18 protein-coding genes are annotated in these 22,626 nt (G+C 63.5%); 7 read left to right on the top strand and 11 right to left on the bottom strand.

Annotated elements, in window-relative coordinates; all coding sequences use genetic code 11:
* Nucleotides 1–8 precede the first annotated feature (8 nt).
* The 5 genes from CAG29_RS10080 to CAG29_RS10060 form a co-directional block, all read right to left on the bottom strand.
* Nucleotides 9–710, bottom strand: coding sequence for an ABC transporter ATP-binding protein (locus CAG29_RS10080; protein WP_085581652.1), 702 nt, complete (start codon nt 708–710; stop codon nt 9–11).
* A complete protein-coding gene (livG, locus tag CAG29_RS10075) occupies nt 711–1,478 on the bottom strand; it encodes a high-affinity branched-chain amino acid ABC transporter ATP-binding protein LivG (protein ID WP_085581654.1) in 768 nt (255 codons plus the stop codon). It abuts the gene before it with no gap.
* Complete coding sequence (locus tag CAG29_RS10070; RefSeq protein ID WP_085581656.1) at nt 1,475–2,728, bottom strand: high-affinity branched-chain amino acid ABC transporter permease LivM; 1,254 nt, start codon at nt 2,726–2,728, stop codon at nt 1,475–1,477. The genes livG and CAG29_RS10070 overlap by 4 nt, the downstream gene beginning before the upstream one ends.
* Nucleotides 2,725–3,648, bottom strand: coding sequence for a high-affinity branched-chain amino acid ABC transporter permease LivH (gene livH / locus CAG29_RS10065; protein WP_085581658.1), 924 nt, complete (start codon nt 3,646–3,648; stop codon nt 2,725–2,727). The genes CAG29_RS10070 and livH overlap by 4 nt, the downstream gene beginning before the upstream one ends.
* A gap of 228 nt (nt 3,649–3,876) precedes the next feature.
* Nucleotides 3,877–5,004 (bottom strand): branched-chain amino acid ABC transporter substrate-binding protein, encoded by a 1,128-nt coding sequence (locus tag CAG29_RS10060; protein WP_085581660.1) that lies wholly within the window; start codon nt 5,002–5,004, stop codon nt 3,877–3,879.
* A 351-nt stretch (nt 5,005–5,355) separates the two neighbouring features.
* Here CAG29_RS10060 and CAG29_RS10055 point away from each other — a divergent pair, with 351 nt between their 5' ends.
* Complete coding sequence (locus CAG29_RS10055) at nt 5,356–5,661, top strand: DUF2288 domain-containing protein (RefSeq protein WP_085581662.1); 306 nt, start codon at nt 5,356–5,358, stop codon at nt 5,659–5,661.
* 318 nt (nt 5,662–5,979) lie between these two features.
* Here CAG29_RS10055 and CAG29_RS10050 read toward each other — a convergent pair whose 3' ends face one another.
* Nucleotides 5,980–8,184 carry a hypothetical protein gene (locus tag CAG29_RS10050; protein WP_085581664.1) on the bottom strand — a complete coding sequence of 735 codons (2,205 nt, stop codon included), beginning with the start codon at nt 8,182–8,184 and terminating at the stop codon, nt 5,980–5,982.
* A gap of 196 nt (nt 8,185–8,380) precedes the next feature.
* Here CAG29_RS10050 and CAG29_RS10045 point away from each other — a divergent pair, with 196 nt between their 5' ends.
* Nucleotides 8,381–9,277, top strand: a complete 897-nt coding sequence (locus CAG29_RS10045) for an NAD(P)-dependent oxidoreductase (protein ID WP_170929958.1) — start codon at nt 8,381–8,383, stop codon at nt 9,275–9,277.
* Here the strand turns inward: CAG29_RS10045 and CAG29_RS10040 are convergent.
* Nucleotides 9,168–11,450 carry a bifunctional diguanylate cyclase/phosphodiesterase gene (locus CAG29_RS10040; protein ID WP_085581666.1) on the bottom strand — a complete coding sequence of 761 codons (2,283 nt, stop codon included), beginning with the start codon at nt 11,448–11,450 and terminating at the stop codon, nt 9,168–9,170. The genes CAG29_RS10045 and CAG29_RS10040 overlap by 110 nt on opposite strands.
* A gap of 204 nt (nt 11,451–11,654) precedes the next feature.
* Nucleotides 11,655–12,023 (bottom strand): YkgJ family cysteine cluster protein, encoded by a 369-nt coding sequence (locus CAG29_RS10035; protein WP_085581668.1) that lies wholly within the window; start codon nt 12,021–12,023, stop codon nt 11,655–11,657.
* A gap of 301 nt (nt 12,024–12,324) precedes the next feature.
* Between CAG29_RS10035 and CAG29_RS10030 the strand changes: the two genes are divergently transcribed.
* Entirely contained in the window at nt 12,325–13,671 is a 1,347-nt protein-coding gene (locus CAG29_RS10030) for an MFS transporter (RefSeq protein ID WP_085632170.1), read from the top strand.
* 164 nt (nt 13,672–13,835) lie between these two features.
* Here the strand turns inward: CAG29_RS10030 and rapA are convergent, their stop codons facing one another.
* The gene (gene rapA, locus CAG29_RS10025; RefSeq protein WP_085632172.1) at nt 13,836–16,682 is read right to left on the bottom strand and encodes an RNA polymerase-associated protein RapA; all 2,847 of its coding nucleotides are present in this window, start codon (nt 16,680–16,682) and stop codon (nt 13,836–13,838) included.
* Nucleotides 16,683–16,923: 241 nt separating this feature from the next.
* On the opposite strand from rapA, the gene CAG29_RS10020 reads away from it, so the two are divergent.
* The 3 genes from CAG29_RS10020 to ccoM all read left to right on the top strand — a co-directional run bounded on the left by CAG29_RS10020 (nt 16,924) and on the right by ccoM (nt 17,823).
* Nucleotides 16,924–17,265: an aspartate-semialdehyde dehydrogenase gene (locus tag CAG29_RS10020; RefSeq protein WP_085581675.1), complete on the top strand. Its 342-nt coding sequence runs from the start codon at nt 16,924–16,926 to the stop codon at nt 17,263–17,265.
* A gap of 132 nt (nt 17,266–17,397) precedes the next feature.
* The gene (locus CAG29_RS28480) at nt 17,398–17,559 is read left to right on the top strand and encodes a hypothetical protein (protein WP_008016476.1); all 162 of its coding nucleotides are present in this window, start codon (nt 17,398–17,400) and stop codon (nt 17,557–17,559) included.
* A 147-nt stretch (nt 17,560–17,706) separates the two neighbouring features.
* Nucleotides 17,707–17,823, top strand: coding sequence for a cytochrome c oxidase subunit CcoM (ccoM, locus tag CAG29_RS28900; RefSeq protein ID WP_302471303.1), 117 nt, complete (start codon nt 17,707–17,709; stop codon nt 17,821–17,823).
* A gap of 989 nt (nt 17,824–18,812) precedes the next feature.
* On the opposite strand, the gene CAG29_RS10015 is transcribed toward ccoM, so the two are convergent.
* Both CAG29_RS10015 and CAG29_RS10010 read right to left on the bottom strand, forming a co-directional pair.
* Nucleotides 18,813–20,288 (bottom strand): inorganic phosphate transporter, encoded by a 1,476-nt coding sequence (locus CAG29_RS10015; protein ID WP_085581677.1) that lies wholly within the window; start codon nt 20,286–20,288, stop codon nt 18,813–18,815.
* A 375-nt stretch (nt 20,289–20,663) separates the two neighbouring features.
* Nucleotides 20,664–20,864 (bottom strand): hypothetical protein, encoded by a 201-nt coding sequence (locus CAG29_RS10010; RefSeq protein WP_007986337.1) that lies wholly within the window; start codon nt 20,862–20,864, stop codon nt 20,664–20,666.
* A 641-nt stretch (nt 20,865–21,505) separates the two neighbouring features.
* Between CAG29_RS10010 and pcaR the strand changes: the two genes are divergently transcribed.
* A complete protein-coding gene (gene pcaR / locus CAG29_RS10005) occupies nt 21,506–22,348 on the top strand; it encodes a pca regulon transcriptional regulator PcaR (protein ID WP_085581679.1) in 843 nt (280 codons plus the stop codon).
* The last annotated feature ends 278 nt before the right edge of the window (nt 22,349–22,626 follow it).

Raw genomic sequence — 22,626 nt, 5'->3', positions numbered from 1 at the left:
GCAACCGCTTACCCCCCCAGATACGCCTCGCGCACCTTAGGGTCGGTCAGCAGCGCCTCGCCGGTTCCCTGCATCACTACCCGGCCGTTCTCCAGCACGTAGGCGCGGTCGGCGATCTTCAGCGCCTGGTTGGCGTTCTGCTCGACCAGGAACACCGTCACCCCGTCCTTGCGCAGCTGTTCGATGATGTCGAAGATCTGCTGGATGATGATCGGCGCCAGGCCCAGCGACGGCTCGTCGAGCAGCAGCAGCTTGGGCTTGCTCATCAGCGCGCGGCCGATGGCGAGCATTTGCTGTTCGCCGCCGGACATGGTGCCGCCGCGTTGGGTGAAACGCTCTTTCAGGCGCGGGAAAAGTCCGAGGACCTTGTCCATCTGTTCCTGATAGTCGCCTTTGTCGGTGAAGAATCCGCCCATGGACAGGTTCTCTTCCACGGTCAGGCGGGCAAACACCCGGCGGCCTTCCGGCACCACGGCGATGCTCTTGCGCATGATCTGCGACGAGTCCAGACCGACCAGTTCCTCGCCCATGTAGCGGATGCTGCCGCTGTGGGCCCGGGGCGAGCCGCACAGGGTCATCAGCAGGGTGGACTTGCCGGCGCCGTTGGCGCCGATCAGGGTCACGATCTCGCCCTGGCGGACTTCGACGTTGACGCTGTGCAGGGCCTGGATCTTGCCGTAGAAGGTGGAAACGTTTTCGAACTGCAGCATTTACGCTTCCCCCAGGTAGGCTTTGATCACTTCGGGATTGTCGCGGATCTGTTCCGGCGTGCCGTTGGCCAGGGGCGTGCCCTGGTTGATCACGACGATGTGGTCGGAAATGCTCATGACCAGCTTCATGTCGTGTTCGATCAGCAGCACGGTGACGTTGTGCTCTTCGCGCAGCACGCTGATCAGCGCCTTGAGGTCTTCGGTCTCCTTGGGGTTCAGGCCGGCCGCCGGTTCGTCGAGCATGAGGATCCGCGGACGGGTCATCATGCAGCGGGCGATCTCCAGGCGGCGCTGCTGACCGTAGGCCAGGGTGCCGGCGGGACGGTTGGCGAACTCCTTGAGGTTGACCTTGTCCAGCCAGTAGCCGGCGTACTCCATGGCTTCCTGCTCGCTCTTGCGGAACGACGGGGTCTTGAACAGACCGGACAGGAAGTTGGTGTTCAGGTGGCGGTGCTGGGCGATCAACAGGTTCTCCAGGGCCGTCATTTCCTTGAACAGCCGCACGTTCTGGAAGGTGCGCACCACGCCCTTGAGCGCGATCTTGTGGCCCGGCAGGCCCTGGATCGGCTCGCCGTCCAGCAGGATGCTGCCGCCGGTGGGCTGGTAGAAGCCGGTCAGGCAGTTGAACACGGTGGTCTTGCCCGCGCCGTTCGGCCCGATCAGCGCCACCACTTGTTTCTCTTTCACGGTCAGGGCCACGCCATTGACCGCCAGCAGGCCGCCGAAGCGCATGCTCAGGTTTTCGACTTTCAGGATCTCGCGGCTCATTTGCGCAACTCCATGTGTGGGCGTTGCATCGGCAGCAGACCTTGTGGACGCCAGATCATCATCAGCACCATCAGGGCACCGAACATCAGCATCCGGTACTCGCTGAACTCACGCATCATTTCCGGCAGCAGGATCATCACCACGGCGGCGAGGATCACGCCCAACTGCGAGCCCATGCCGCCCAGCACCACGATGGCGAGGATGATCGCCGACTCGATGAAGGTGAACGACTCCGGGGTCACCAGGCCTTGGCGCGCGGCGAAGAAGCTGCCGGCGAAACCGGCGAAGCTGGCGCCCAGGGTGAAGGCCGAGAGCTTGATCACGGTCGGGTTCAGGCCCAGCGCGCGGCAGGCGATCTCGTCTTCGCGCAGCGCTTCCCACGCGCGGCCGATCGGCATGCGCAGCAGGCGGTTGATGATGAACAGCGCGCCCAGGGCCAGCAGCAGGGCCACCAGGTACAGGAACACCACTTTGCTCACCGGGTTGTAGGTCAGCCCGAAGAACTCGTGGAAGGTCTGCATGCCTTCGCTGGCCGAGCGTTCGAAGCTCAGGCCGAAGAAGGTCGGCTTGGGGATGTTGCTGATGCCGTTCGGGCCGCCGGTGAGGTCGGTGAGGTTGCGCAGGAACAGACGGATGATCTCACCGAAGCCCAGGGTCACGATGGCCAGGTAGTCACCGCGCAGGCGCAGCACCGGGAAGCCCAGCAGGAAGCCGAAGGTGGCCGCCATCAGGCCGGCGATCGGCAGGCACAGCCAGAAGCTCCAGCCGAAGTAGTGCGACAGCAGCGCGTAGCTGTAGGCGCCCACGGCGTAGAAGCCCACGTAGCCCAGGTCGAGCAGGCCGGCCAGGCCCACCACGATGTTCAGGCCCAGGCCCAGCAGGACGTAGATCAGGATCAGGGTGGCGATGTCCACCGCGCCGCGCGAGCCGAAGAACGGCCAGATCAGCGCGACCACGATCAGGCCGACGATGATCCAGCGCTGGGTGCGCGGCAGGGTCAGGAACTGACTGACCTTGGGCGAGACCAGCGGGCCGCGGTCGGTGCGCATCAGCGCACTGAACTGTTCGCTGAACAGCACCCGCAGGAACATCAGCACCGAGCACAGGGCGATGACGGTCAGCGTCAGCGGGCCGGTGCCGTGCACTTCGAGGTTGATGCCGACGATGCTCAGCTTGAGGCCGAGGACAGGGAAGGCGACGGCCCAGACCAGCAGGGCGCTGAACAGCGCTTGTTTAAGATGTTTGCTCATACTTTCTCAACCTCCGGACGGCCCAGGATGCCGGTCGGCCGGAACAACAGGACCAGGACCAGGAGACCGAACGCCACCACGTCCTTGTATTGGTCGCCGAAGATGTCGGCGCCGAACGCTTCGGCCACACCCAGCACCAGCCCGCCGAGCATCGCGCCCGGAATGCTGCCGATGCCGCCCAGGACCGCTGCGGTGAAGGCCTTCAGGCCCACCAGGAAGCCGGCGTTGGGGTTGATCACGCCGTACTGCATGCTCAGCAGCACGGCGGCGACCGCGGCCAGCGCGGCACCGATGACGAAGGTCAGGGCAATGATGTTGTTGGTGTTGATGCCCAGCAGGTTGGCCATCTTGATGTCCTCGGCGCAGGCGCGGCAGGCGCGGCCCAAGCGGGAACGGGAGATGAACGTGGTCAGGCCGAGCATCGCGATCAGCGTCACGACGAAGACCAGGATCTGCATGTAGGAGATCAGGACTTCCTCGGCGCCGCCCGGACCGAAGGAGAAGCTCCCCGGAATCAGGTTGGGGATGGATTTGTCCTTGGAGTCCTGGGACAGCAGCACGGTGTTCTGCAGGAAAATCGACATGCCGATGGCGGAGATCAGCGGGATCAGACGGTTGCTGCCGCGCAGGGGGCGGTAAGCGACGCGTTCGATGCTGTAGCCGTAGGCACTGGTGACGACGATCGACGCGATGAACGCGGCGGTCATGAGCAGCGGCAGTGAGTGGATGCCCATCATGGCCAGCCCGGCAAGGGCGATGAAGGCCACGTAGGAACCAATCATGTAGACCTCGCCATGGGCGAAGTTAATCATTCCAATGATGCCGTAAACCATTGTGTAGCCAATGGCTATCAACGCATACGTGCTGCCAATGGTCAGTCCATTAACCAGCTGTTGGAAAAAATGATAGATCTCAGGCATTACAGCGCTCCTAAAAACCCGATACGCATTTCACTGGTGGAGTCATGTTCCGGCCCTGTGCTGTGTTCTGTGGCCACATTTGCACGGAGCGTTTGCCAGCGAACCGCTGGTGACGGTTTTAAGATTTTCAGGTGAACCAGCGCCCGGATCGCGGGCGACTGGCCCATAAACCTCGTAAAACAAAGCCCACTGCTCGCACAGTGGGCTCACTGACCAGTAATGCCAGGCTTACTGAGGGGAAACTTCGGTCTTGGGCTTGCCGAAGTGCCACTGGTAGACCACGAACTTGAAGTCCTTCAGGTCGCCCTTGGCGTCGTAGGACAGCTCGCCGGTCGGCGTCTTGAAGGTGCCGGCGTGGATGGCTTCGGCCACCTTGGCGGTGTCTTCGGACTTGGCGGCCTTGATGCCTTCGGCGATCAGTTCGACGGCGGAGTAGGCCGGGAACACGAACGGACCGCTCGGATCCTTGCCGTCAGCCTTGATGGCGTCGACGATGGCCTTGTTCGCAGGGTCGGCGTCGAAGGACTTCGGCAGGGTCACCAGCAGGCCTTCGGAAGCGTCCTGGGCGATCTGCGAGATGGAGTCGTTGCCGACGCCTTCCGGACCCATGAACTTGGCGTTCAGGCCCTTTTCCTTGGACTGGCGCAGGATCAGGCCCAGCTCAGGGTGGTAGCCGCCGTAGTAGACGAAGTCGACGTTGTTTTGCTTGAGTTTCTGGATGATCGAGGAGAAGTCCTTGTCACCGGCGTTCAGGCCTTCGAAGACGGCAACCTTGATGCCTTTCTTCTCCAGGGTCTGTTTGACGGCGGTGGCGATGCCTTCACCGTACTGCTGCTTGTCGTGCAGGACCGCGACGACCTTCGGCTTGACGTGGTCGGCGATGTAGTTGCCGGCCGCAGGGCCCTGGGCGCTGTCCAGACCGATGGTGCGGAACACCAGCTTGTAGCCACGGGTGGTGATGTCGGGGCTGGTGGCCGCCGGGGTGATCATGATCACGCCTTCGTCTTCGTAGATGTCCGAAGCAGGCTGAGTGGAGCTGGAGCACAGGTGACCGACCACGAACTTGACGCCGTCGTTGACCACTTTGTTGGCTACGGCCACGGCTTGTTTAGGGTCGCAGGCGTCGTCGTATTCCTTGGCTTCGAGCATCTTGCCGTCGACGCCGCCCTTGGCGTTGATGTCCTTGATGGCTTGCTTGGCGCCGACGAACTGCATGTCGCCGTACTGGGTCACCGGGCCGGTCTTGGGACCTGCGATACCGATCTTGATGGTGTCGGCGGCGAACGAATGGCTGGCCACCCCGGCCAGAACCATAGCGGCAAACAGTTTGGAAATCTGCTTAGTAGCCTTAGTCATAGTGCTCCACTCTTGCTGTTGTATTTTTTAGAGTCCTGGCGCCGTAGCAGCAGAACCGGGTCCGATATCTTTGCGATACCTTCCGGAAATGCCCCCGGCAACTGTACCGGTACAGTGTAGAGCGCCGGTCGTTGGCCTGGGAAGCTGGCGCCAGGGGGCAAATCCTGAGGGTGTCGCTTTGATGAAAGAAAAAGACAGAATTGCGGCGGGGCGTTCAGGGGGCTTATGCCCCAATCATCGGCATTCCTTGGCGTTCCTGCTCTTTTCGTTCGGTACAGCCGTTTCCTACCGGGTTTTTCTGCCGGACCACCGACGTTATCATTCGCGCCGATTTCTTTTCCGGACATTCCCATGAATCAAGAACCTAGCACCCTCTATGCCAAGCTGCTTGGTGAAACCGCATCGATCCGCTGGAAAGAGCTGGAGCGCTTCTATGCCCAGGGTGCCCTATTGTGGGTCGATCCCGGGCTGGATCTGATCGCGGTCGCCGAGGCCGTGGCGTCGGACGAGGGCGAGAAAGTGGCCGCCTGGCTGGCCGCCGAGAAGGTCGCCAAGCTCTCTGAAACGCGGGCGCTGGACATTTTCGGGCGCGACCCCGAGATGTGGGCAGTGGTGGTGCGGCCGTGGATTCTGATCCAGGAAAGGGCGACGGAGTGACAGCGTGCACCGATTGTGTGCGTGATGTCGTCGGCGAAAAGTGTGTAGCCGAGTAGCGTGATGGCACGTTGCCGTAGAGAAATGCCACAAGCGGAGGTGGCATCACGGTGACGTAAACGTAACGGGAACAGTTCATCGGGCAGCCTGAGGGCTGCTCAATTGTTTCTGGATGTTTGAAGGGCTGAAATTTTGAGGGTGTTGTCTGGCCCCATCGCTGGCAAGCCAGCTCCCACAGGTTTGGTGGCGCTCACAATAATGGTGTTCACCTGGATCTTGTGGGAGCCGGCTTGCCGGCGAAGGGGGCAAGTCGGTCTGTAGTCAGGCCGAGTAGGTGCGCCCGGTATGGCTGTTGAGCGAGATGACTTTGGTCTTGCCGATCCGGTGACGGTAGATCTCGCGCAGGTACTTGATCGCTTTCTTCACGCAATCGCGGGAAAGGCGGATGTCGTTGATCGAGACGAACTTCTCTTTGTCGTTGATCAGCTCGCGGTACTTCTTCTCGTACATCGGCTTGATCGCGTACCAGTTGGTGTCGAGGATCTTCGCCGGGTTCTCGAATTCGTTGAGCAGGTCGTCGATCCGGTCTTCGTCGAAGTCCTCGTGGACGATGAAGTCCAGGATCGAGTTGTCCAGGGTCTCGTCGAAGCGGTACGGGTTCTTCGCGAAGCAACGCTTGATGAACGCCACGATCAGGGTCAGGAAGTCGTCCGACAGGCACGGGCTCTTGGCGATCAGGGTGGTCAGCGACAGGTTGGCCGAGGCGCCGATCACCAGCGCGTAGCGTTTGAGCGTGGTGTTGGGGAACAGGCTGTTGAGGTGGGTCTTCAACCGGTTCAGGTCCATGTACGACAGCTTGTAGTCCTTGGGCAGCGAGACGATCGAGACCACCGACGAGCAGTTCTTGAAGAAGTGCAGGTCGTGCAGGGCCGCCGCGTCGTAGCCGGAGTTCTTGTACTGCTCCAGCGAGGCGCGATAGCGCTTGGACTCGATCGGCAGCAGGCTGATGCCTTCGATGGCCTGGGTGACCTTGTTGAAGTGCGGCAGGTCGATGGAGCGGAAGAACAGGTCGTCGATGTTCAGGCGCTGCGGCTCCTTGTCGAAGACCTTGAACTTGTCGCTGCTCGGCGGCGGGGTCTCCGGCACCACGGACTCGGCGTAGGCGATGGCCACAGGGCCCGCCAGGCTCATGAACAGGTCGTTGGCGTCCAGGCGGATGGTCTCGCCGATGTCGATGCCGGCGCGGCGGAAGTAGTTCTGGTCGTAGTCGGTGGTCACCGCCTGCGCCGTCAGGATGTTGAATATCTGCTGCGAGATGTACTGGTTGGCGTGCTTCTCCATCGCATTGACGTCAATGTTCTGGATATTGCCGTCATCGTTCTCTTCGGCGTAACGCATGATGTCGTTGGAGATCAGCATCATGGCGTTCCAAGGGCGGATGCGGCCCATGACGCTGGCTTCGCTGCTGTCTTCGTTGGCGAAGTTGTACGAGAAATCCCATTCTTCCGACAGGTACTTGCACAGCAGGCGGCCGGCGTTGATGTGCAACGCTTCGGACATTTCGCTGCGGTGGTCGGAGATGTTCGGCAGCACGCAAATGCCGCTGGTGAAGATCGGCTCGAACACGAACGAGTGGCCGCTCTTGCCGTCGTGCTCGTCCATCGGCTTGGTGTCGAACGTCTTGTTCATGTACGAGTGCTGCTGGGCCAGGCCGAATTCCGAGGCCATGCCGGAGCCTGTGCCGCCGCCGGCGCTGAAGATCGAGAAGTACAGGCGCGACTGGTTGGCCTTGATGCCGCAGCTGTCGATCAGGTACGAGTGGATCATTTTCCAGTCGGGGCTGGAGAAGCGCTGGGTGTCCTTGTTCAGGATGATCTTGGCCAGGTACTGGCCCAGGATCGGTGCGTTGCCCGCGCCGCCGGCGTGGACTTCGGACAGGTCCATGATCTTCATCTTGCTGTAGTCGCGCAGGAACCCGGTCTTCTCGCCCTTGCGCGAGAAGCGGATGCGCCCGGCGATGTCCTTGTCCAGGTCGCCGAGCATCACCAGCGGCTCCACCAGGAACACCGGTTTGCTGGCCTTGTTCGGGCCGATCCGCAGGTTGGTGCGGATCCACTGGGCCGGGCTGTAGCCCTTGTCGGCCAGGCGGCGGTCGACGGCCCGGTCCTCGTTGTTGAATTCGTTGAGGTAGAACTTGCGCGCGTTGTACACCAGCTCCGCCACGTCCAGGGCGATGTTGGAGCCGCAGCGGCCCAGGCCGATCAGGCACACCGACGGGAATTCCTGGTCGTTGTGCTGTTCGTTGTCGCCTTCCAGGTGCGGCGGGCGCGGGAACACCAGGTCACGCAGGCCGTCGAGGTTGTCGAGGATGCGGTCGGTGTTGGTTTCGGTGAAGTACAGGTACTGCTGGGTGCCCAGCGGACGCGAGGGTGGCAATGGCTTCGACGGCGATGGCGACGGGCTGTTCGCCGCCGGGCTCAGGGTCAGATCGGATACCGCAGTGGCCGGATTGTTCTTGGAAGTCATTGGGCGCCATTTACCTGGACTGGTTGGCCCGGCGACCGCTGTCGCCGAACCTCACGGAATGGAATCTCGCGTCTGTTTGCTGCGCGTGTTTGGCCCGGATTCCGGGCCGTTGGCCTGGGTGTCGTCCGGGGGAATCCTTTCCTGATTGATGATGGATCGGCCATGATTCGGCGATCTTTAATAAAAAGGAGGCTAAATGATGTCAACGCTACCTTCGTTGGGGTTCGCCGGGATCGGCCTGATGGGCCTGCCGATGTGCCGGCGGCTGCTGGCCGCGGGCTATCCGCTGACGGTGTGGAACCGCAACCCGGCCAAATGCGCGCCGCTGGTGGAAGCCGGCGCCCGGCAGGTGGCGACCCCCGCCGAACTGTGCGCTCAGGCCGATGTGGTGATGCTGTGCCTGGCCGACACGGCGGTGGTGCGCGAGGTGGTGTTCGGCCCGGCGGGCATCGCCGAAGGCGCGAAGGGCGGTCAGTTGCTGGTGGACTTCTCCAGCCTGGAGCCCACCGCCACCCGCGAGATGGCCGCCGAGCTCCGTGGCCGCACCGGCATGGGCTGGCTCGATTCGCCGGTGTCCGGCGGGGTGGCCGGCGCCGAGGCCGGCAGCCTGGCGATCATGGTCGGCGGCGAGGCGGCGGACCTTGAGCGGGTGCGCCCGGCGCTGATGAGCCTGGGCCAGCGCGTGACCCATATGGGCGGCGTCGGCGCAGGCCAGGTGACCAAGGCCTGCAACCAGATGATCGTGGCCTGCAATGCCCTGGTGATCGCCGAAGTGGTGGCGCTGGCCGAAAGTGCCGGGGTGGATGCGGGCCTGATCGCCGAAGCCCTGGCCGGCGGGTTCGCCGATTCCAAGCCGTTGCAGATCCTCGCCCCGCAGATGGCCGCCAGCCGCTTCGAGCCGGTGAAGTGGCACGTGCGCACGCTGCTCAAAGATCTGGACACGGCAGTGAAGTTTTCCCGGGAGACCGGTTCGGCCACGCCGCTCAGCGGATTGGCCGCACAACTGATGCGCCTGCATGGGAGCCAGGGCTTTTTGCAGCAGGATCCAGCGACACTGGTGCAGATGTACCGTGGGCCCGACTCAGCGGATTGACCGTGTGGGCGTGCTTGCGCTGGTCGATTTCCTCCAGCACCGGCCGCAGTTCACTCAGCGGCACCGGGCGGCTGAGCAGGTAGCCCTGGATGAAATCGCAGCCCGAGCGCTCCAGGAATTCGTATTGCTCCAGGCTTTCCACGCCTTCGGTGACCACCTGCAAGTGAAGGGTGTGGGCCATGACGATGATCGCCTGGACGATCTCCATGTCGGCGGTGGCCTTGGGGATGTCGAGGATGAACGAGCGGTCGACCTTCAGAGTGTTCAGCGGCAGGCGCTTGAGGTAGGCCAGCGACGAGTAGCCCGTGCCGAAGTCGTCGATCGACAGCGACACGCCGAGGGCGCGGATCTGGCGCAGCAGCACCAGGGTGTTGGCGATGTTGCCCATCAAGGCGTTTTCGGTGACCTCCAGCTCCAGCCGTTCGGGTGAGACCCCGGCGGTGCGCAGGGCGGTTTCGATCTCGTCGGCCAGCTCTTCCCGCGCCAGGTTCAGCGGCGAGCAGTTCCACGCGATCTTCAGTTCGTCGCAGCCGTGGCGGGACAGCTCGCCCAGGTCTTCGCAGGCCTTGCGCAGCACCCAGTTGTCCAGCTCGGCGATCAGGCCGTTGGTCTCGGCGATGGCGATGAACCGGTCCGGGGTCAGCAGGCCGTGCACCGGATGCTGCCAGCGCACCAGCGCCTCAAGCTTGGTGACCCGGCCGCTGCGCAGCTCGAGGATCGGCTGGTAATGCAGGGTCAGGCCGTTCTCCTCGCGCAGGGCCAGGCGCAGTTCCTCTTCCAGCTGCAGTTCCAGGGTGGCGCGGTTCTTCAGGTTGGCGTTGAAGAAGTGCAGACCATTGCGCCCGGCGCCCTTGGATTGGTACAGCGCCAGGTCCGCGTGCTTGAGCAGCTCTTCGCAGGTGGTGCCGTCCTCCGGGAACAGGCTGATGCCGATGCTGGTGGTCATCACCATCCGCCGCCCGGCCAGTTCGATCGGCTCCTTCATCTTGTGCATGATGCGCTGGGCCAGGTTGCGCGCCTCCTCACGGTCGCGCAGGCCGATGAGGATGCAGAATTCGTCGCCGCCGAAGCGGGCGACCACGTCCTCATGGCTGCGCACCGATCCTTTTATGTGCCGGGCGATGACCTTGAGCAGCTCGTCGCCGGCGTCGTGGCCGAGGCTGTCGTTGATGCGCTTGAAATGGTCGATGTCGAGGAACATCACCGCCAGCATTCCGCCTTCCTTGGTCTTCTGGCTGAGCTTTTCGGCGAAGATCTGATTGAAGCCGCGGCGGTTGATCAGGTTGGTCAACGCGTCGTAGTTGGCCACCTGCTGCAATGACATGCGCGCCTGGTCCAGCTGGGTGAGCAGGGTGTTGACCCGGCGCAGGTCGTTTTCCTTGTGCTGCAGTTTCTTGTCGGCCAGCGCCGCGCTGATGGCGCTGCCGAGGATCAGCAGGGTGATCAGCGCCACCGTGAGACCCAGTTGCATGTGCCCGGACTGCGGCGGCAACGCCGGCAGGCTGTTCTCCGGCAGCACCAGTTGCAGGGCGGCCATGCCGGTGAAGTGCATGCTCAGGATGCCGGCGCCGAGGATCAGCGCCGCCGCGTACTTGAGCAGTTGCAGGTACAGGCCGGCGCCGTCGCGCAGGCGGCCGGCCACCCACAATGCGGCGAAGCTGGCGCCGATGGCGATCAGGATCGATACCGTGAACAGGGTAGGGTCGTACCAGGCCGTGGCGGCGGAGCGCATGGCCGCCATGCCGACGTAATGCATGCCGGCGATGCCCAGGCCGATGACGACGGCGGTCTTGAGGTATTGCAGCAGGCTCGGTTGCGCCTCGCTCAGGGTGTGCATCGCCAGCCACGAGGCGAAGAGCGCGATCAGCAGGGAAAACAGCGTGACGGGCAGGTCGTACTGGATGTCGATCGGCGCCTGGAACGCCAGCATGCCGATGAAGTGCATGGCCCAGATGCCGCCGGCCAGGCACAGGGCGCCGATCCAGCGCCAGAAGCGCTGCGAGGCCGGATCTTCGGCGTGCCCGACGCGTTCGGCCATGTCGAGGGTGGCGAAGCTCGCCGCGCAGGCGACGAGGTAGGCCACCAGCACCAGCAAGGCGTCATGTGTGCAATTGAGGATGACCTGCCCGCTCTGCGGCAACTCGGCAACGAACTGTAAACCAAGCCACTCCATAGCATGCCCCGTCTCTGAGTGCGTCCCGAGTGCGTTCCGGCCGCGTCATGAACGCAGACGAACGACTGGAGTATAGAGGCCGAATGTGGGGCGAATGCGGTAGTGGCACATTGGCGCTAATGATTTCGGCATTAGCGTCATAGCGAACGGGACTATAGCCAACGGAACAATAGCCAACGGAGCGATAGCGAGCGGGACTGAGGCTCAGGCGCTCTGTTCGTAAGGCGTCTGCGCCCAGTGCGGCTCCAGCGGCGGCAGGCCGAAGCGGGCGCGGGCCTTGTCGCAGTCGGTGTTCTGTTCGCCGTTTTCCCAGGACGACTCGAACTCCCGGCAAGGGCTGGAGCGCTGCTCGTAGATCGAACAGTGCACCGTGCTGCCCACCTCGCCGACCAGCGCGGTGCAGCGGGGCGACTTGCAGTCCGTGCCGTTCATCGCCACCCGGCTGGGGCTGATCTGCGTCACCAGCTCGTCAGGCACCGTTCCGCCGGCCGAGGCGCACTCGCCCCAGAAAAAGGACACGCGGAAATGGGAACAGCAGGCACCGCAATTCAGACACGGACTGGCTTCGGACATGGTCAGGCATCAAAGGAGGGATGGGAAGGATCCGGACGGATCCGGCGGCTATTCTAGGCTTCGCCGCAGACTTGGGAAGGGGGGCGCAAAAGTATTTTTTCGTTGCCGGATTTTGCCGCAAAAGCCCCGGTTTCCGGGGGATTCCAGGCAATTCAAGGGCTTACGTTTCGTAACATCGCCATGGCCCGGTATCAGGCCGGCGAATGATCACAGACATCCGCCGAACGGCTGACTAGATTGCAGGTTCCGGGCTCGAACGCGTCGGCCGTGCAGCCCACATAACAATAAAAGAGGCGGACCCATGCAGCACTCGACCCAAGCGGCGAATGCCTGGCGCATTCTGTTCCTGCTGTTCCTGGCCAATCTGTTCAACTTCTTCGACCGCACCATTCCGGCGATCATCATCGAACCGATCCGCATGGAATGGCACCTCAGCGATTTTCAGCTGGGGATCGTCGGCACCGCCTTCACCATCGTTTACGCCATCGCCGGCCTGCCGCTGGGGCGCATGGCCGACACCGGCTCGCGCAGCAAACTGATGGGCTGGGGCCTGGCGGCCTGGAGCGCGTTGACGGCGGTCAACGGCATGGTCGGCAGCTTCTGGAGTTTCCTGCTGGTGCGCATGGGCATCGGCATCGGCGAGGCCAGCTATGCGCCGGCCGCCAACTCGCTGATCGGCGATCTGTTCCCTGCCCACCGCCGGGCGCGGGCCATGGGCATTTTCATGCTGGGCCTGCCGCTGGGGCTGCTGCTGGCGTTCTTCACCATCGGCGCGATGGTCAAGGCCTTCGACAGCTGGCGCGCGCCGTTCTTCATCGCGGCGGTGCCGGGGCTGGTGCTGGCGGTGTTCATGTTCTTCATCAAGGAACCCAAGCGCGGCGCGGCGGAGACCGTGCAGGTGTCGCAGGCGCCCGTCGACAGGCCGATCCGCCGGGTGCTGGCGGTGCCGACCTTCCTGTGGCTGGTGATGGCCGGGCTGTGCTTCAACTTCGCCACCTACGCCTGCAACTCGTTTCTGGTGCCGATGCTGCAGCGCTATTTCCTGATGCCGCTGCAGGAGGCGGCGGTCGCCACCGGGCTGATCGTCGGCGTCACCGGGCTCATCGGCCTGACCCTCGGCGGCTGGGTCGCCGACAAGATCCACCAGCGGGTGGCCAACGGTCGGTTGCTGTTCGCCGGGTTCAGCCTGATCGTTTCCACCCTGTGCACGGCTTGGGCGCTGCATGCCGGGCGCATCGAGATCGGCGTGTTCGTGGCGGTGTTCAGTGTCGGCTGGCTGTTTGCCTACAACTTCTACACCTGCGTCTACACAGCGATCCAGGACGTGATCGAACCACGCCTGCGGGCCACGGCGATGGCGCTGTTCTTCGCCGGACTGTACCTGTTGGGCGGGGGCCTTGGGCCGGTGGTGGTGGGAGCCTTGTCGGATCATTTTGCGCAGTCGGCGATGCTGGCGGCGGGCGCGGGGGAAATGAGCGAAGCGTTCAAGGCCGTCGGCCTGCATGACGCGATGTACCTGATCCCGGTGGCGTTGTTCCTGACGATGGTGTTCCTGTTCCTGGCGGCGCGGTGCTTTGTGCGCGACGCCCAGCGGATGAAGACGGGGCTGGCGGCGGTGGTGCCGCAGGCTGAGGCGGCGACGGCGTGATCGCTTTCGCCGGCAGGCGGGCTCTCCCATTGGAACGCCGTTCAGGCTGTGGGAGCCAGCCTGCTGGCGATGCGGCCGTCCGCAGCGCCTGAAAATCCGACAGGCAAACAAAAAGGCCCGCATCGCTGCGGGCCTTTTCGTTTTTTGCCGGAGGGCAGGGTGGATCAGCCCGCCACCAGCACCCGGATCGCTTCCAGGCGCAGGGCGGCCTTGTCCAGCATCGCCAGGCCTTCCTCGCGCTGCTTGCGCAGGGCGACCAGTTCGCTGTCGCGCACGCTCGGGTTGACCGCCTGCAACGCGGTCAGGCGCGCCAGTTCTTCGTCGGTGTCCGCCGCCAGGCGACGGCGGGCCTCGGCCACGCGCTCGGCGTGGCGCGGGGCGATCTTGTCTTCACCGGCGTTGATCCGTGGCGTCAGCTGGTCGCGCTGGGCCTGGATGAACTTGTTGGCGCTGGCGCGGGGCACGCTTTCCAGCTGGTCGTTGAGGGTGTTGAACGACACCCGCGCCGCCAGGTCGTTGCCGTTGGTGTCCAGCAGGCAGCGCAGGGCGGCCGGCGGCAGGTAACGGCCCAGTTGCAGGGCGCGCGGGGCGACCACTTCGCTGACGTAGAGCAGTTCCAGCAGCACGGTGCCGGGCTTGAGCGCCTTGTTCTTGATCAGCGCCACGGCGGTGTTGCCCATCGAGCCGGACAGCACCAGATCCATGCCGCCCTGCACCATCGGGTGTTCCCAGGTGATGAACTGCATGTCTTCGCGCGACAGCGCCTGGTTGCGGTCGTAGGTGATGGTCACGCCCTCGTCGTCGCCCAGCGGGAAGCTGGCGTCGAGCATCTTCTCGCTCGGCTTGAGGATCAGGGCGTTTTCCGAATGGTCTTCGCTGTCGATGCCGAAGGCGTCGAACAGGGTTTCCATGTAGATCGGCAGGGTGAACTGGTCGTCCTGCTCCAGGATCGCCTCGACCAGCGCCTCGCCTTCGCCGGCGCCGCCGGAGTTGAGCTCCAGCAGACGGTCGCGGCCGGTGTGCAGTTCGGCTTCCAGGCGCTGGCGCTCGGTGCGCGCCTCGTCGATCAGGGCTTGCCACTGGCCGTCGTCGGCCTCTTCCAGCAGCGGCAGCAGGCGCGGGCCGAACTGATGCTGCAGGGCGTTGCCGGTCGGGCAGGTGTTGAGGAACGCGTTCAGCGCCTCGTGATACCACTGGAACAGGCGTTCCTGCGGGCTGGTCTCCAGGTACGGCACGTGCAGCTCGATGACGTGCTTCTGGCCGATCCGGTCCAGACGGCCGATGCGCTGTTCCAGCAGGTCCGGGTGCGACGGCAGGTCGAACAGCACCAGGTGGTGGGAGAACTGGAAGTTGCGGCCTTCGCTGCCGATCTCGGAGCAGATCAGCACCTGGGCGCCGAACTCTTCGTCGGCGAAGTAGGCGGCGGCGCGGTCACGCTCCAGGATGCTCATGCCTTCATGGAACACCGTGGCCGGGATGCCGGAACGCACGCGCAGGGCGTCTTCCAGGTCCATCGCGGTTTCGGCGTGGGCGCAGATCACCAGCACCTTGGTGCGCTTGAGCATCTTCAGCTGGTCGATCAGCCACTCGACGCGCGGGTCGAATTTCCACCAGCGTTCCTCTTCGCCGGCGTCCGGCTGGGCCTGGAAGCTGACTTCCGGGTACAGCTCGGCGTGTTCGCCCAACGGCAGTTCGAGGTATTGGTCCGGGCACGGCAGCGGGTACGGATGCAGCTTGCGCTCCGGGAACCCCTGCACGGCGGCGCGGGTGTTGCGAAACAGCACGCGGCCGGTGCCGTGGCGGTCGAGCAGCTCGCGCACCAGGCGGGCGCTGGCTTCGCTGTCGCCGTCGTTGACGGCGGCGAGCAGCGCTTCGCCCTCGGCGCCGAGGAAGTCATGGATGGTCTTGTGCGCGGCGGGCGAGAGGCGGCCCTTGTCGAGCAGTTCCTGCACGGCTTCGGCCACCGGGCGATAGTTGTCGCTCTCGGCGCGGAAGGCGGCCAGGTCGTGGAAACGGTTCGGGTCCAGCAGGCGCAGGCGGGCGAAGTGGCTGTCCTGGCCCAGTTGCTCCGGGGTGGCGGTGAGCAGCAGCACGCCGGGAATCACTTCGGCCAGTTGCTCGACCAGCGCGTACTCCGGGCTGGCCTTCTCTTCGTGCCAGACCAGGTGGTGCGCTTCGTCGACCACCATCAGGTCCCAGCCGGCGGCGAACAGGGCGTCCTGGGCCTTTTCGTCGTCGACCAGCCATTCCAGCGCAACCAGCGCCAGTTGGGTGTCTTCGAACGGGTTGGCGGCATCGCTCTCGATGAAGCGCTCTTCATCGAACAGCGCGACCTGCAGGTTGAAGCGGCGGCGCATCTCCACCAGCCATTGGTGCTGGAGGTTCTCCGGCACCAGGATCAGCACGCGGTTGGCGCGGCCCGACAGCAACTGACGGTGGATCACCAGGCCGGCTTCGATGGTCTTGCCCAGGCCCACTTCGTCCGCCAGCAGTACCCGCGGCGCGATGCGGTCGGCGACTTCACGGGCGATGTGCAGCTGGTGGGCGATCGGTTGCGCCCGGGAACCGCCCAGGCCCCAAAGGGTGGACTGCAACTGGCGGCTGGTGTGTTCCAGGGTGTTGTAGCGCAGGGAGAACCACGACAGCGGGTCGATCTGCCCGGCGAACAGGCGGTCGCTGGCCAGACGGAACTGGATGAAGTTCGACAGCTGGGTCTCCGGCAGGGTGACCGCTTCGTTCTGCCCGTTGAGGCCGTGGTAGACGAGCAGGCCGTTGGCGTCCTCGACTTCGCGCACGGTCATCTTCCAGCCTTCGAAGTGGGTGATGGTGTCGCCCGGCGAAAAGCGTACGCGGGTCAGGGGCGCATTCCTTAGCGCGTACTGGCGGGTGTCGCCAGTGGCCGGGTAAAGCACGGTCAACAAGCGGCCGTCCTGTGCCAGAACGGTGCCTAAACCAAGCTCTGCTTCGCTGTCACTGATCCAGCGTTGCCCCGGTTGATACTGCTGCGCCATGCTGCCTGACTCCCACCTTGAAAAAGCGGGCTATCTTAACGGAATGAGGCTCCGAGGCCAAAGGATTAGGAGCCGTGCCCGGCTTTTAGCTGCCAGCGGCAAACTGAGGGAAGCGTAGGTCATGCATCGGATTCGCGGACGCCGGCGGCACTGTTCGATGCCGATCCGGTCACAAGTTTTCGACCGGTGGCTCAAGGCGTGCCGGGTGCCGCCGATAGCCTGCTGACAGGAGACCCTTCATATGCTGCCACCGATGCTCCCCCTGAGCGCCGTGCCGATCACTTCCCAGCAGGATCCGATCCGCCAGCGGCCGGACATCCCTCCGGTGGTGCCGGTGCAGGAAAGCTCCAACGAAAGCACCATCGACCTGCAAAAGCGCGATCCGGAAGAGGACGGCCTGCTGCTGCGCGAGGAGCAGCGCCGCCAGCAGGAGCGCGACCGCCGCCGGCGCGAGGCCGACGAGGATCCTGAGGAGCACTTGGCCGTGCCCGGCACCGAACTCAACGCCGACAACACCGTGCCGGTGGTGCCGCTGATGGAAGACCAGCCGCGCCAGGGGCTGTGGGTCGACATCGAGATCTGACCCGGGCGGTACATCAATTGTCGAGGTTCATGCGCTGCGGGCTCTGGTCAGCGCCGACGCCAGGCCGCATCATGGGCGCAGTCCTGTCGTTGACGCGGCAGTTGCGATCCTTCCACCCATGCACCGAACGCCATGAGCCAAGACGACAAGCTGATCGACCTCAACGCCGAACGCGCCAAGCGGGTTCACGACCTCAACGACAAGCGCCTGAACGAAGTGCGCCAGGCTTTCGAACAGGCGATGCCGTTGGGCAAAGCCAAGAAAAAGCCGAAAAACAAACCGAAAAAGCGCTGATCTCCCCTGCATCCGTTGATGCAGGTCATTTATTCCCCTTCCTTCCCCCCGCGCATCGACCGGCATTGATCCCGGTCAATTTCTCCCCCCGTCCGATTGGTTAACTTAGCTCCATCGCAACAGAGCAGGGGCCAGGAGGCCAGTGTCATGTTTTTCGATAACGTGGTGTTTGCCGGCGTCCTGACCGTTGGCCTCATGGTTGTGTTTTTTGCAGGGTTTGGAATTTTTATCTGGAAGGATGCGAATAAACGCAAAAAACCGTAGGTCCTTTTGGATTGATGAGCACGCAAGGCATTTTGGGCAACTTCGGTTGCCCTTTTTTTTTGCCTGCGGTTTTTGGGGGTTGGTCTTGGCGGCTTTTGGGCCGACCAGGCTACGGTTTGGTTGAGTACATATCCGTTTCTGCGGTAACGGCGGCTTAGGGTTCCGCCCTTACGGCGGGTCACTTTTTTCAGACGCCAAAAAAGTAACCAAAAACGCTGGCCCCGGCGTTCGGCCCCTCGCTGAGGCTCGGGGTTCCTTCGCTCCGGGATTCATCCGGGGGCATCGGCTACGGTTTGCTTCGCTGCACCTCCTTCCGATGTGTTTGGCTGCGCCAAACGGCGCTGCGCGCCCACCCCCGGATGAACCCCTCCGCTCAGCCTTCCGAAGGGGCCGGCAGATCAAGATCAAAAGCTAGGCGAGCTGACACTCGGCCTTTTGATACGTGCGCGATGGCGGCCTGACAGTCGACCAACCTCTACCTGATTGCACCCGATCCAACTGTGGAAGCTGGCTTGCCAGCGATGGCGGCCTGATGGCCGACCAATCTCTCCCTGACTGCCCCCAATCCAACTGTGGGAGCCAGCCTGCTGGCGATGACGGCCTGACAGCCGACCTGTTTCTGACTGGCCGACACAATTCCCTGTGGGAGCTGGCTTGCCAGCGATGGCGGCCTGACAGCCGACCAATCCCTCCCAGACCACCTCAATCCCTGTGGGAGCCAGCCTGCTGGCGATGGCGGCCTGGCAGCCAACCAATCTCTCTCTGACCACCCCAATTCCTGTGGGAGCTGCGGTGCGACGACTCGACTTGCCAGCGACGGCGGCCTGCCAGCCGACCAATCCCTCCCAGACCACCTCAATCCCTTGTGGGAGCCAGCCTGCTGGCGATGACGCCCTGCCAGCCAACACCCCTCCACCTGACCGCCCCCGCTCAGGCAACAAAAAAGGCGTGACCCTCTCGGATCACGCCTTCTTCAACACCTGTGACGATCAGCTGCCCAGCGCCTTGGACGCCAGCCAGAACAGTCCGGCCGACAGTGCCACGGTGGCCGGCAGGGTCAGTACCCAGGCCAGCAGGATGGTGCGCACGGTGCCGCTCTGCAGGCCGCTCTTGTTGGCGACCATGGTGCCGGCCACGCCCGAGGACAGCACGTGGGTGGTGGACACCGGCAGGCTGAAGATGTTGGCCATGCCGATCATGCACGCGGCGGTGATCTGGGCGGACATGCCTTGGGCGTAGGTCATGCCTTGCTTGCCGATCTTCTCGCCGATGGTCAGCACCACACGCTTCCAGCCGATCATGGTGCCCAGGCCCAGGGCCAGGGCGACCGCCAGGATCACCCAGAACGGGGCGTATTCGGTGGTGGTGGTCAGGTCTTTGCGCAGTTTGTCCAGGTCGGCCTTTTCACGGGCCGGCAGGCCTGGCAGCTTGGCGACCTTCTTCGCGGTGTCGTCCAGGCAGAGCAGGTAGCGGCGCACTTCGATGCGGCTTTCCGACGACAGCGAATGGTAGTCCGCCACGCCCTTGAGGGTGTCGAGCAGGGCGGAGATGGTCGGTTCGGTCTGCTGCGGGTTGCAGCGGAACTTCTCCGGCAGGTCGCCTTCAACGCTCTTGCCCAGGGCCAGGAACTCGCCCAGGGAATCGGCGTTGCGCTTGTAGAACTGGCTCAGGTGCAGGGTGGCGTCGCGGGTGCGCTCGATCTGGTAGGTGGTGCTGTTCAGGTCGAGCACGAACTGCGCCGGGACGATGCCGATCAGCACCAGCATGATCAGGCCGATGCCTTTCTGGCCGTCGTTGGAGCCGTGCACGAAGCTCACGGCCATGGCCGAGATCACCAGCACCAGGCGGTTCCAGAACGGCGGGTGCTTCTTGTCGTCGATCTTGCGGCGCTGCTCCGGCGTCTTGTGCATCTTCGACAGCGGGCGCCACCATTTCAGGCCGATCAGCACCAGGGCCGCGACCAGGAAACCGGCCATCGGCGAGAACACCAGCGAGGCGGCGATGTCGATCGCCTTCTGCCAGTTCACCCCGTCCGCCAGCGGAATGTCGTTGATCAGGGCATTGGCCAGGCCGACGCCGAGGATCGAACCGATCAGGGTGTGGGAGCTGGAGGCCGGGATACCGAAGTACCAGGTGCCCAGGTTCCAGGCGATGGCGGCGGCGAGCAGCGAGAACACCATGGCCAGGCCGTGGCCGGTGTTGACGTTGATCAGCAGTTCCACCGGCAGCAGGTGGACGATGGCATACGCCACGCCGACCCCGCCCAGCAGCACGCCGAGGAAGTTGAACACCCCCGAGAAGAACACCGCCAGGTGCGGCGGCATCGCTTTGGTGTAGATCACAGTGGCTACCGCGTTGGCGGTGTCATGAAATCCATTGATGAACTCGAAGGCGAGGACAAATGTCAGGGCGAGCAAGAGGCTCACAAGCACCCAGGCATCCAGTCCGCTGAATAAATCGATCATGAAGGTTTTCTGGCCCGGTCATAAGGGGGCGCGATTATGCCAGAAAAGACCGGAAATCGATCCCCTACCTGCTCATCGGTAACATTCTTCAACGAATTAATTTGTATCAGGCGGCAAAGTCCGAGCGTTTTGCAGGGTTTTGCAAGTGCTTGATTTAATTGAATAAATGGCTCATCGGCAAGCGTCAGGGCCAAGGCGCGGAGGCCTCGAACGCTTGTGTGAAATATCTCTGAAACGGGTCAGGCTCGTCGTTTCCGCTGTAGGACGGAACGGTTAGGCCGCTGCCCGCGGGTAGCGGGCGCGCAAGGCATCGTCGTTGCACCGCGCTTGTAACCGGTGTCGACGCAAACCCTTGGACAAGTCAATGCCAAAGGCTCATGGCTCTTCGGCTTTGAGTTCCTTTTCCATTTTCTGCAGTTCTTGCTGGAAGACCTGATCCTGAACGGTGGCGCGTTTGCGCCAGGGTTTGCGTTCCGGTTCGGGCTGGGCGGCGTAGGTGGTGACTTCCCCGCCGTAAACTTCCTTGTAACGTTGTTCCTGGCGCTCAAGTTCCGCGCGCAGTTCGTCTTTCGTCACAGTGCTACCTGTTTGAGTTGAGATGAATGTCTGGTGAAACGCACAGCAACGAATCACTCAAGCGAGTCCGCCGAGGGCAACCGGCCTGAACAGGCGACGGTGTTGTCGGCAGAACGCTCGGGACTTCCATGTTGCAGGCGGCTACGGCACCAGATTAAAACTGACGCAGCATCAGTTTCCGGGTTCAGCGAGCGCGCTGGCGGTGTATGGATAACGGGCATCAGGCGCTGGCCGGGGCCGACGGCGATGGACATCGCGTCGGCGGGCGACGCCGTCGGCAACTAAAGGCGCGGCGTCACTGAGTTGCATTATAGCGGCCGATTCGGGATTGACTATCTTCGGCAAGTTAAAAACGGTTGCGCGGGCATGATTGTTTTGTGACTGACATTTTTTATCGGTAGTTGTCGCGGCGATGGCCGGCGGTGTGATTTTGGCGTCATTAAGCCGGACAACTAAGGTTCGCACTCAACGAGTGCTCCAAGTTCAAGGCGACCGTTGCGGCCAACCGGGGGCGCGCGGAGAGCGATTGCGATTATCGGTCGCCGGTTCGATAATCGCCCAATATTGACGACCCCCCGCTTGTGCATTGGCCGGCGGGCCGCTTGTATGGCCGTTGCCCCGCGAAATATTGAGAACCGGACATGAACGATCAAATGCGCAACTCCTTCACCTCGGTGGCACCGCCGATCGTCGCCTCGCCGGCCAAGCGCATCCAGGCCATGACCGGCGATCCGGATTTCATGACCTCGCTGGCCCGGGGCCTGGCGGTGGTGCAGGCCTTCCAGGAGCGCAAGCGCCATCTGACCATCGCCCAGATCAGCCACCGCACGGAAATCCCCCGCGCCGCCGTGCGCCGTTGCCTGCACACGTTGATCAAGCTCGGTTACGCCACCACCGACGGCCGCACCTACTCGCTGCTGCCCAAGGTGTTGACCCTCGGCCACGCCTATCTGTCCTCGACGCCGCTGGCGGTCTCGGCCCAGCCGTACCTCGACCGCATGAGCGAGCAACTGCACGAGGCCTGCAACATGGCCACGCTGGAGGGCGACGACATCCTCTACATCGCCCGGTCGGCCACCACCCAGCGGCTGATTTCGGTGGATCTATCGGTGGGCGGGCGACTGCCGGCGTACTGCACCTCCATGGGCCGGATTCTGCTGGCGGCGCTGGACGACACGTCGCTGCGCGAATACCTCGACCACGCGGAACTGGTGGCCAAGACCAGCCGCACGCTGCACACCCCCGAAACCCTGCTCGAATGCCTGCAGGAAGTGCGGCGCCAGGGCTGGTGCATCGTCGACCAGGAACTGGAGCAGGGCCTGCGTTCGATCGCGGTGCCGGTGTACGACGCCTCGGGCCAGGTGGTGGCCGCGCTCAACGTCAGCACCCACGCGGGGCGCGTCAGCCGCACCGAGCTTGAGCAGCGCTTTCTGCCCGGCCTGCTGAGCGCCAGCCGCGACCTCAGTGCGCAATTGTTCGCCTGAGGAAGCTGTTCGATAAACGCACAGAGTTGCGTTTATCGAATTGACGCTCATTCCCCCGGATCATTAATGTCGCGGCAGCGTCATCCGGCACAGGCCTTCTCCGGCCGGCCGTTGACGCCTCTGATAATAATGACAAGAGGCAACCTCCCATGCGCACGTTTCCCGACTGTCGCCGTTCTCGCCCGTGTTGCCGGGCCTGACGCAACGCCCTGACTCCAGCCTTCTATTCTCATGACCGTGCCGCTCTTCGGCCGGCCTCCGTTCGACTGCGTTTTTTG

The sequence above is a fragment of the Pseudomonas sp. B7(2017) genome (genome assembly GCF_002112745.1).
Lineage (GTDB): Bacteria > Pseudomonadota > Gammaproteobacteria > Pseudomonadales > Pseudomonadaceae > Aquipseudomonas > Aquipseudomonas ekonensis.
This window is presented reverse-complemented; position numbering and strand designations above follow the sequence as displayed.

Bases quoted from the DNA above. Each gene is read 5' to 3' on its own strand.
- CAG29_RS10050 (WP_085581664.1), bottom strand. From the start codon at position 8,184: ATGACTTCCAAGAACAATCCGGCCACTGCGGTATCCGATCTGACCCTG.
- CAG29_RS10055 (WP_085581662.1), top strand. From the start codon at position 5,356: ATGAATCAAGAACCTAGCACCCTCTATGCCAAGCTGCTTGGTGAAACC.
- livG (WP_085581654.1), bottom strand. From the start codon at position 1,478: ATGAGCCGCGAGATCCTGAAAGTCGAAAACCTGAGCATGCGCTTCGGC.
- CAG29_RS10020 (WP_085581675.1), top strand. From the start codon at position 16,924: ATGCTGCCACCGATGCTCCCCCTGAGCGCCGTGCCGATCACTTCCCAG.
- CAG29_RS10030 (WP_085632170.1), top strand. From the start codon at position 12,325: ATGCAGCACTCGACCCAAGCGGCGAATGCCTGGCGCATTCTGTTCCTG.
- livH (WP_085581658.1), bottom strand. From the start codon at position 3,648: ATGCCTGAGATCTATCATTTTTTCCAACAGCTGGTTAATGGACTGACC.
- CAG29_RS10070 (WP_085581656.1), bottom strand. From the start codon at position 2,728: ATGAGCAAACATCTTAAACAAGCGCTGTTCAGCGCCCTGCTGGTCTGG.
- pcaR (WP_085581679.1), top strand. From the start codon at position 21,506: ATGAACGATCAAATGCGCAACTCCTTCACCTCGGTGGCACCGCCGATC.
- CAG29_RS10035 (WP_085581668.1), bottom strand. From the start codon at position 12,023: ATGTCCGAAGCCAGTCCGTGTCTGAATTGCGGTGCCTGCTGTTCCCAT.
- CAG29_RS10045 (WP_170929958.1), top strand. From the start codon at position 8,381: ATGATGTCAACGCTACCTTCGTTGGGGTTCGCCGGGATCGGCCTGATG.
- CAG29_RS28480 (WP_008016476.1), top strand. From the start codon at position 17,398: ATGAGCCAAGACGACAAGCTGATCGACCTCAACGCCGAACGCGCCAAG.
- CAG29_RS10015 (WP_085581677.1), bottom strand. From the start codon at position 20,288: ATGATCGATTTATTCAGCGGACTGGATGCCTGGGTGCTTGTGAGCCTC.
- rapA (WP_085632172.1), bottom strand. From the start codon at position 16,682: ATGGCGCAGCAGTATCAACCGGGGCAACGCTGGATCAGTGACAGCGAA.
- CAG29_RS10060 (WP_085581660.1), bottom strand. From the start codon at position 5,004: ATGACTAAGGCTACTAAGCAGATTTCCAAACTGTTTGCCGCTATGGTT.
- ccoM (WP_302471303.1), top strand. From the start codon at position 17,707: ATGTTTTTCGATAACGTGGTGTTTGCCGGCGTCCTGACCGTTGGCCTC.
- CAG29_RS10040 (WP_085581666.1), bottom strand. From the start codon at position 11,450: ATGGAGTGGCTTGGTTTACAGTTCGTTGCCGAGTTGCCGCAGAGCGGG.
- CAG29_RS10080 (WP_085581652.1), bottom strand. From the start codon at position 710: ATGCTGCAGTTCGAAAACGTTTCCACCTTCTACGGCAAGATCCAGGCC.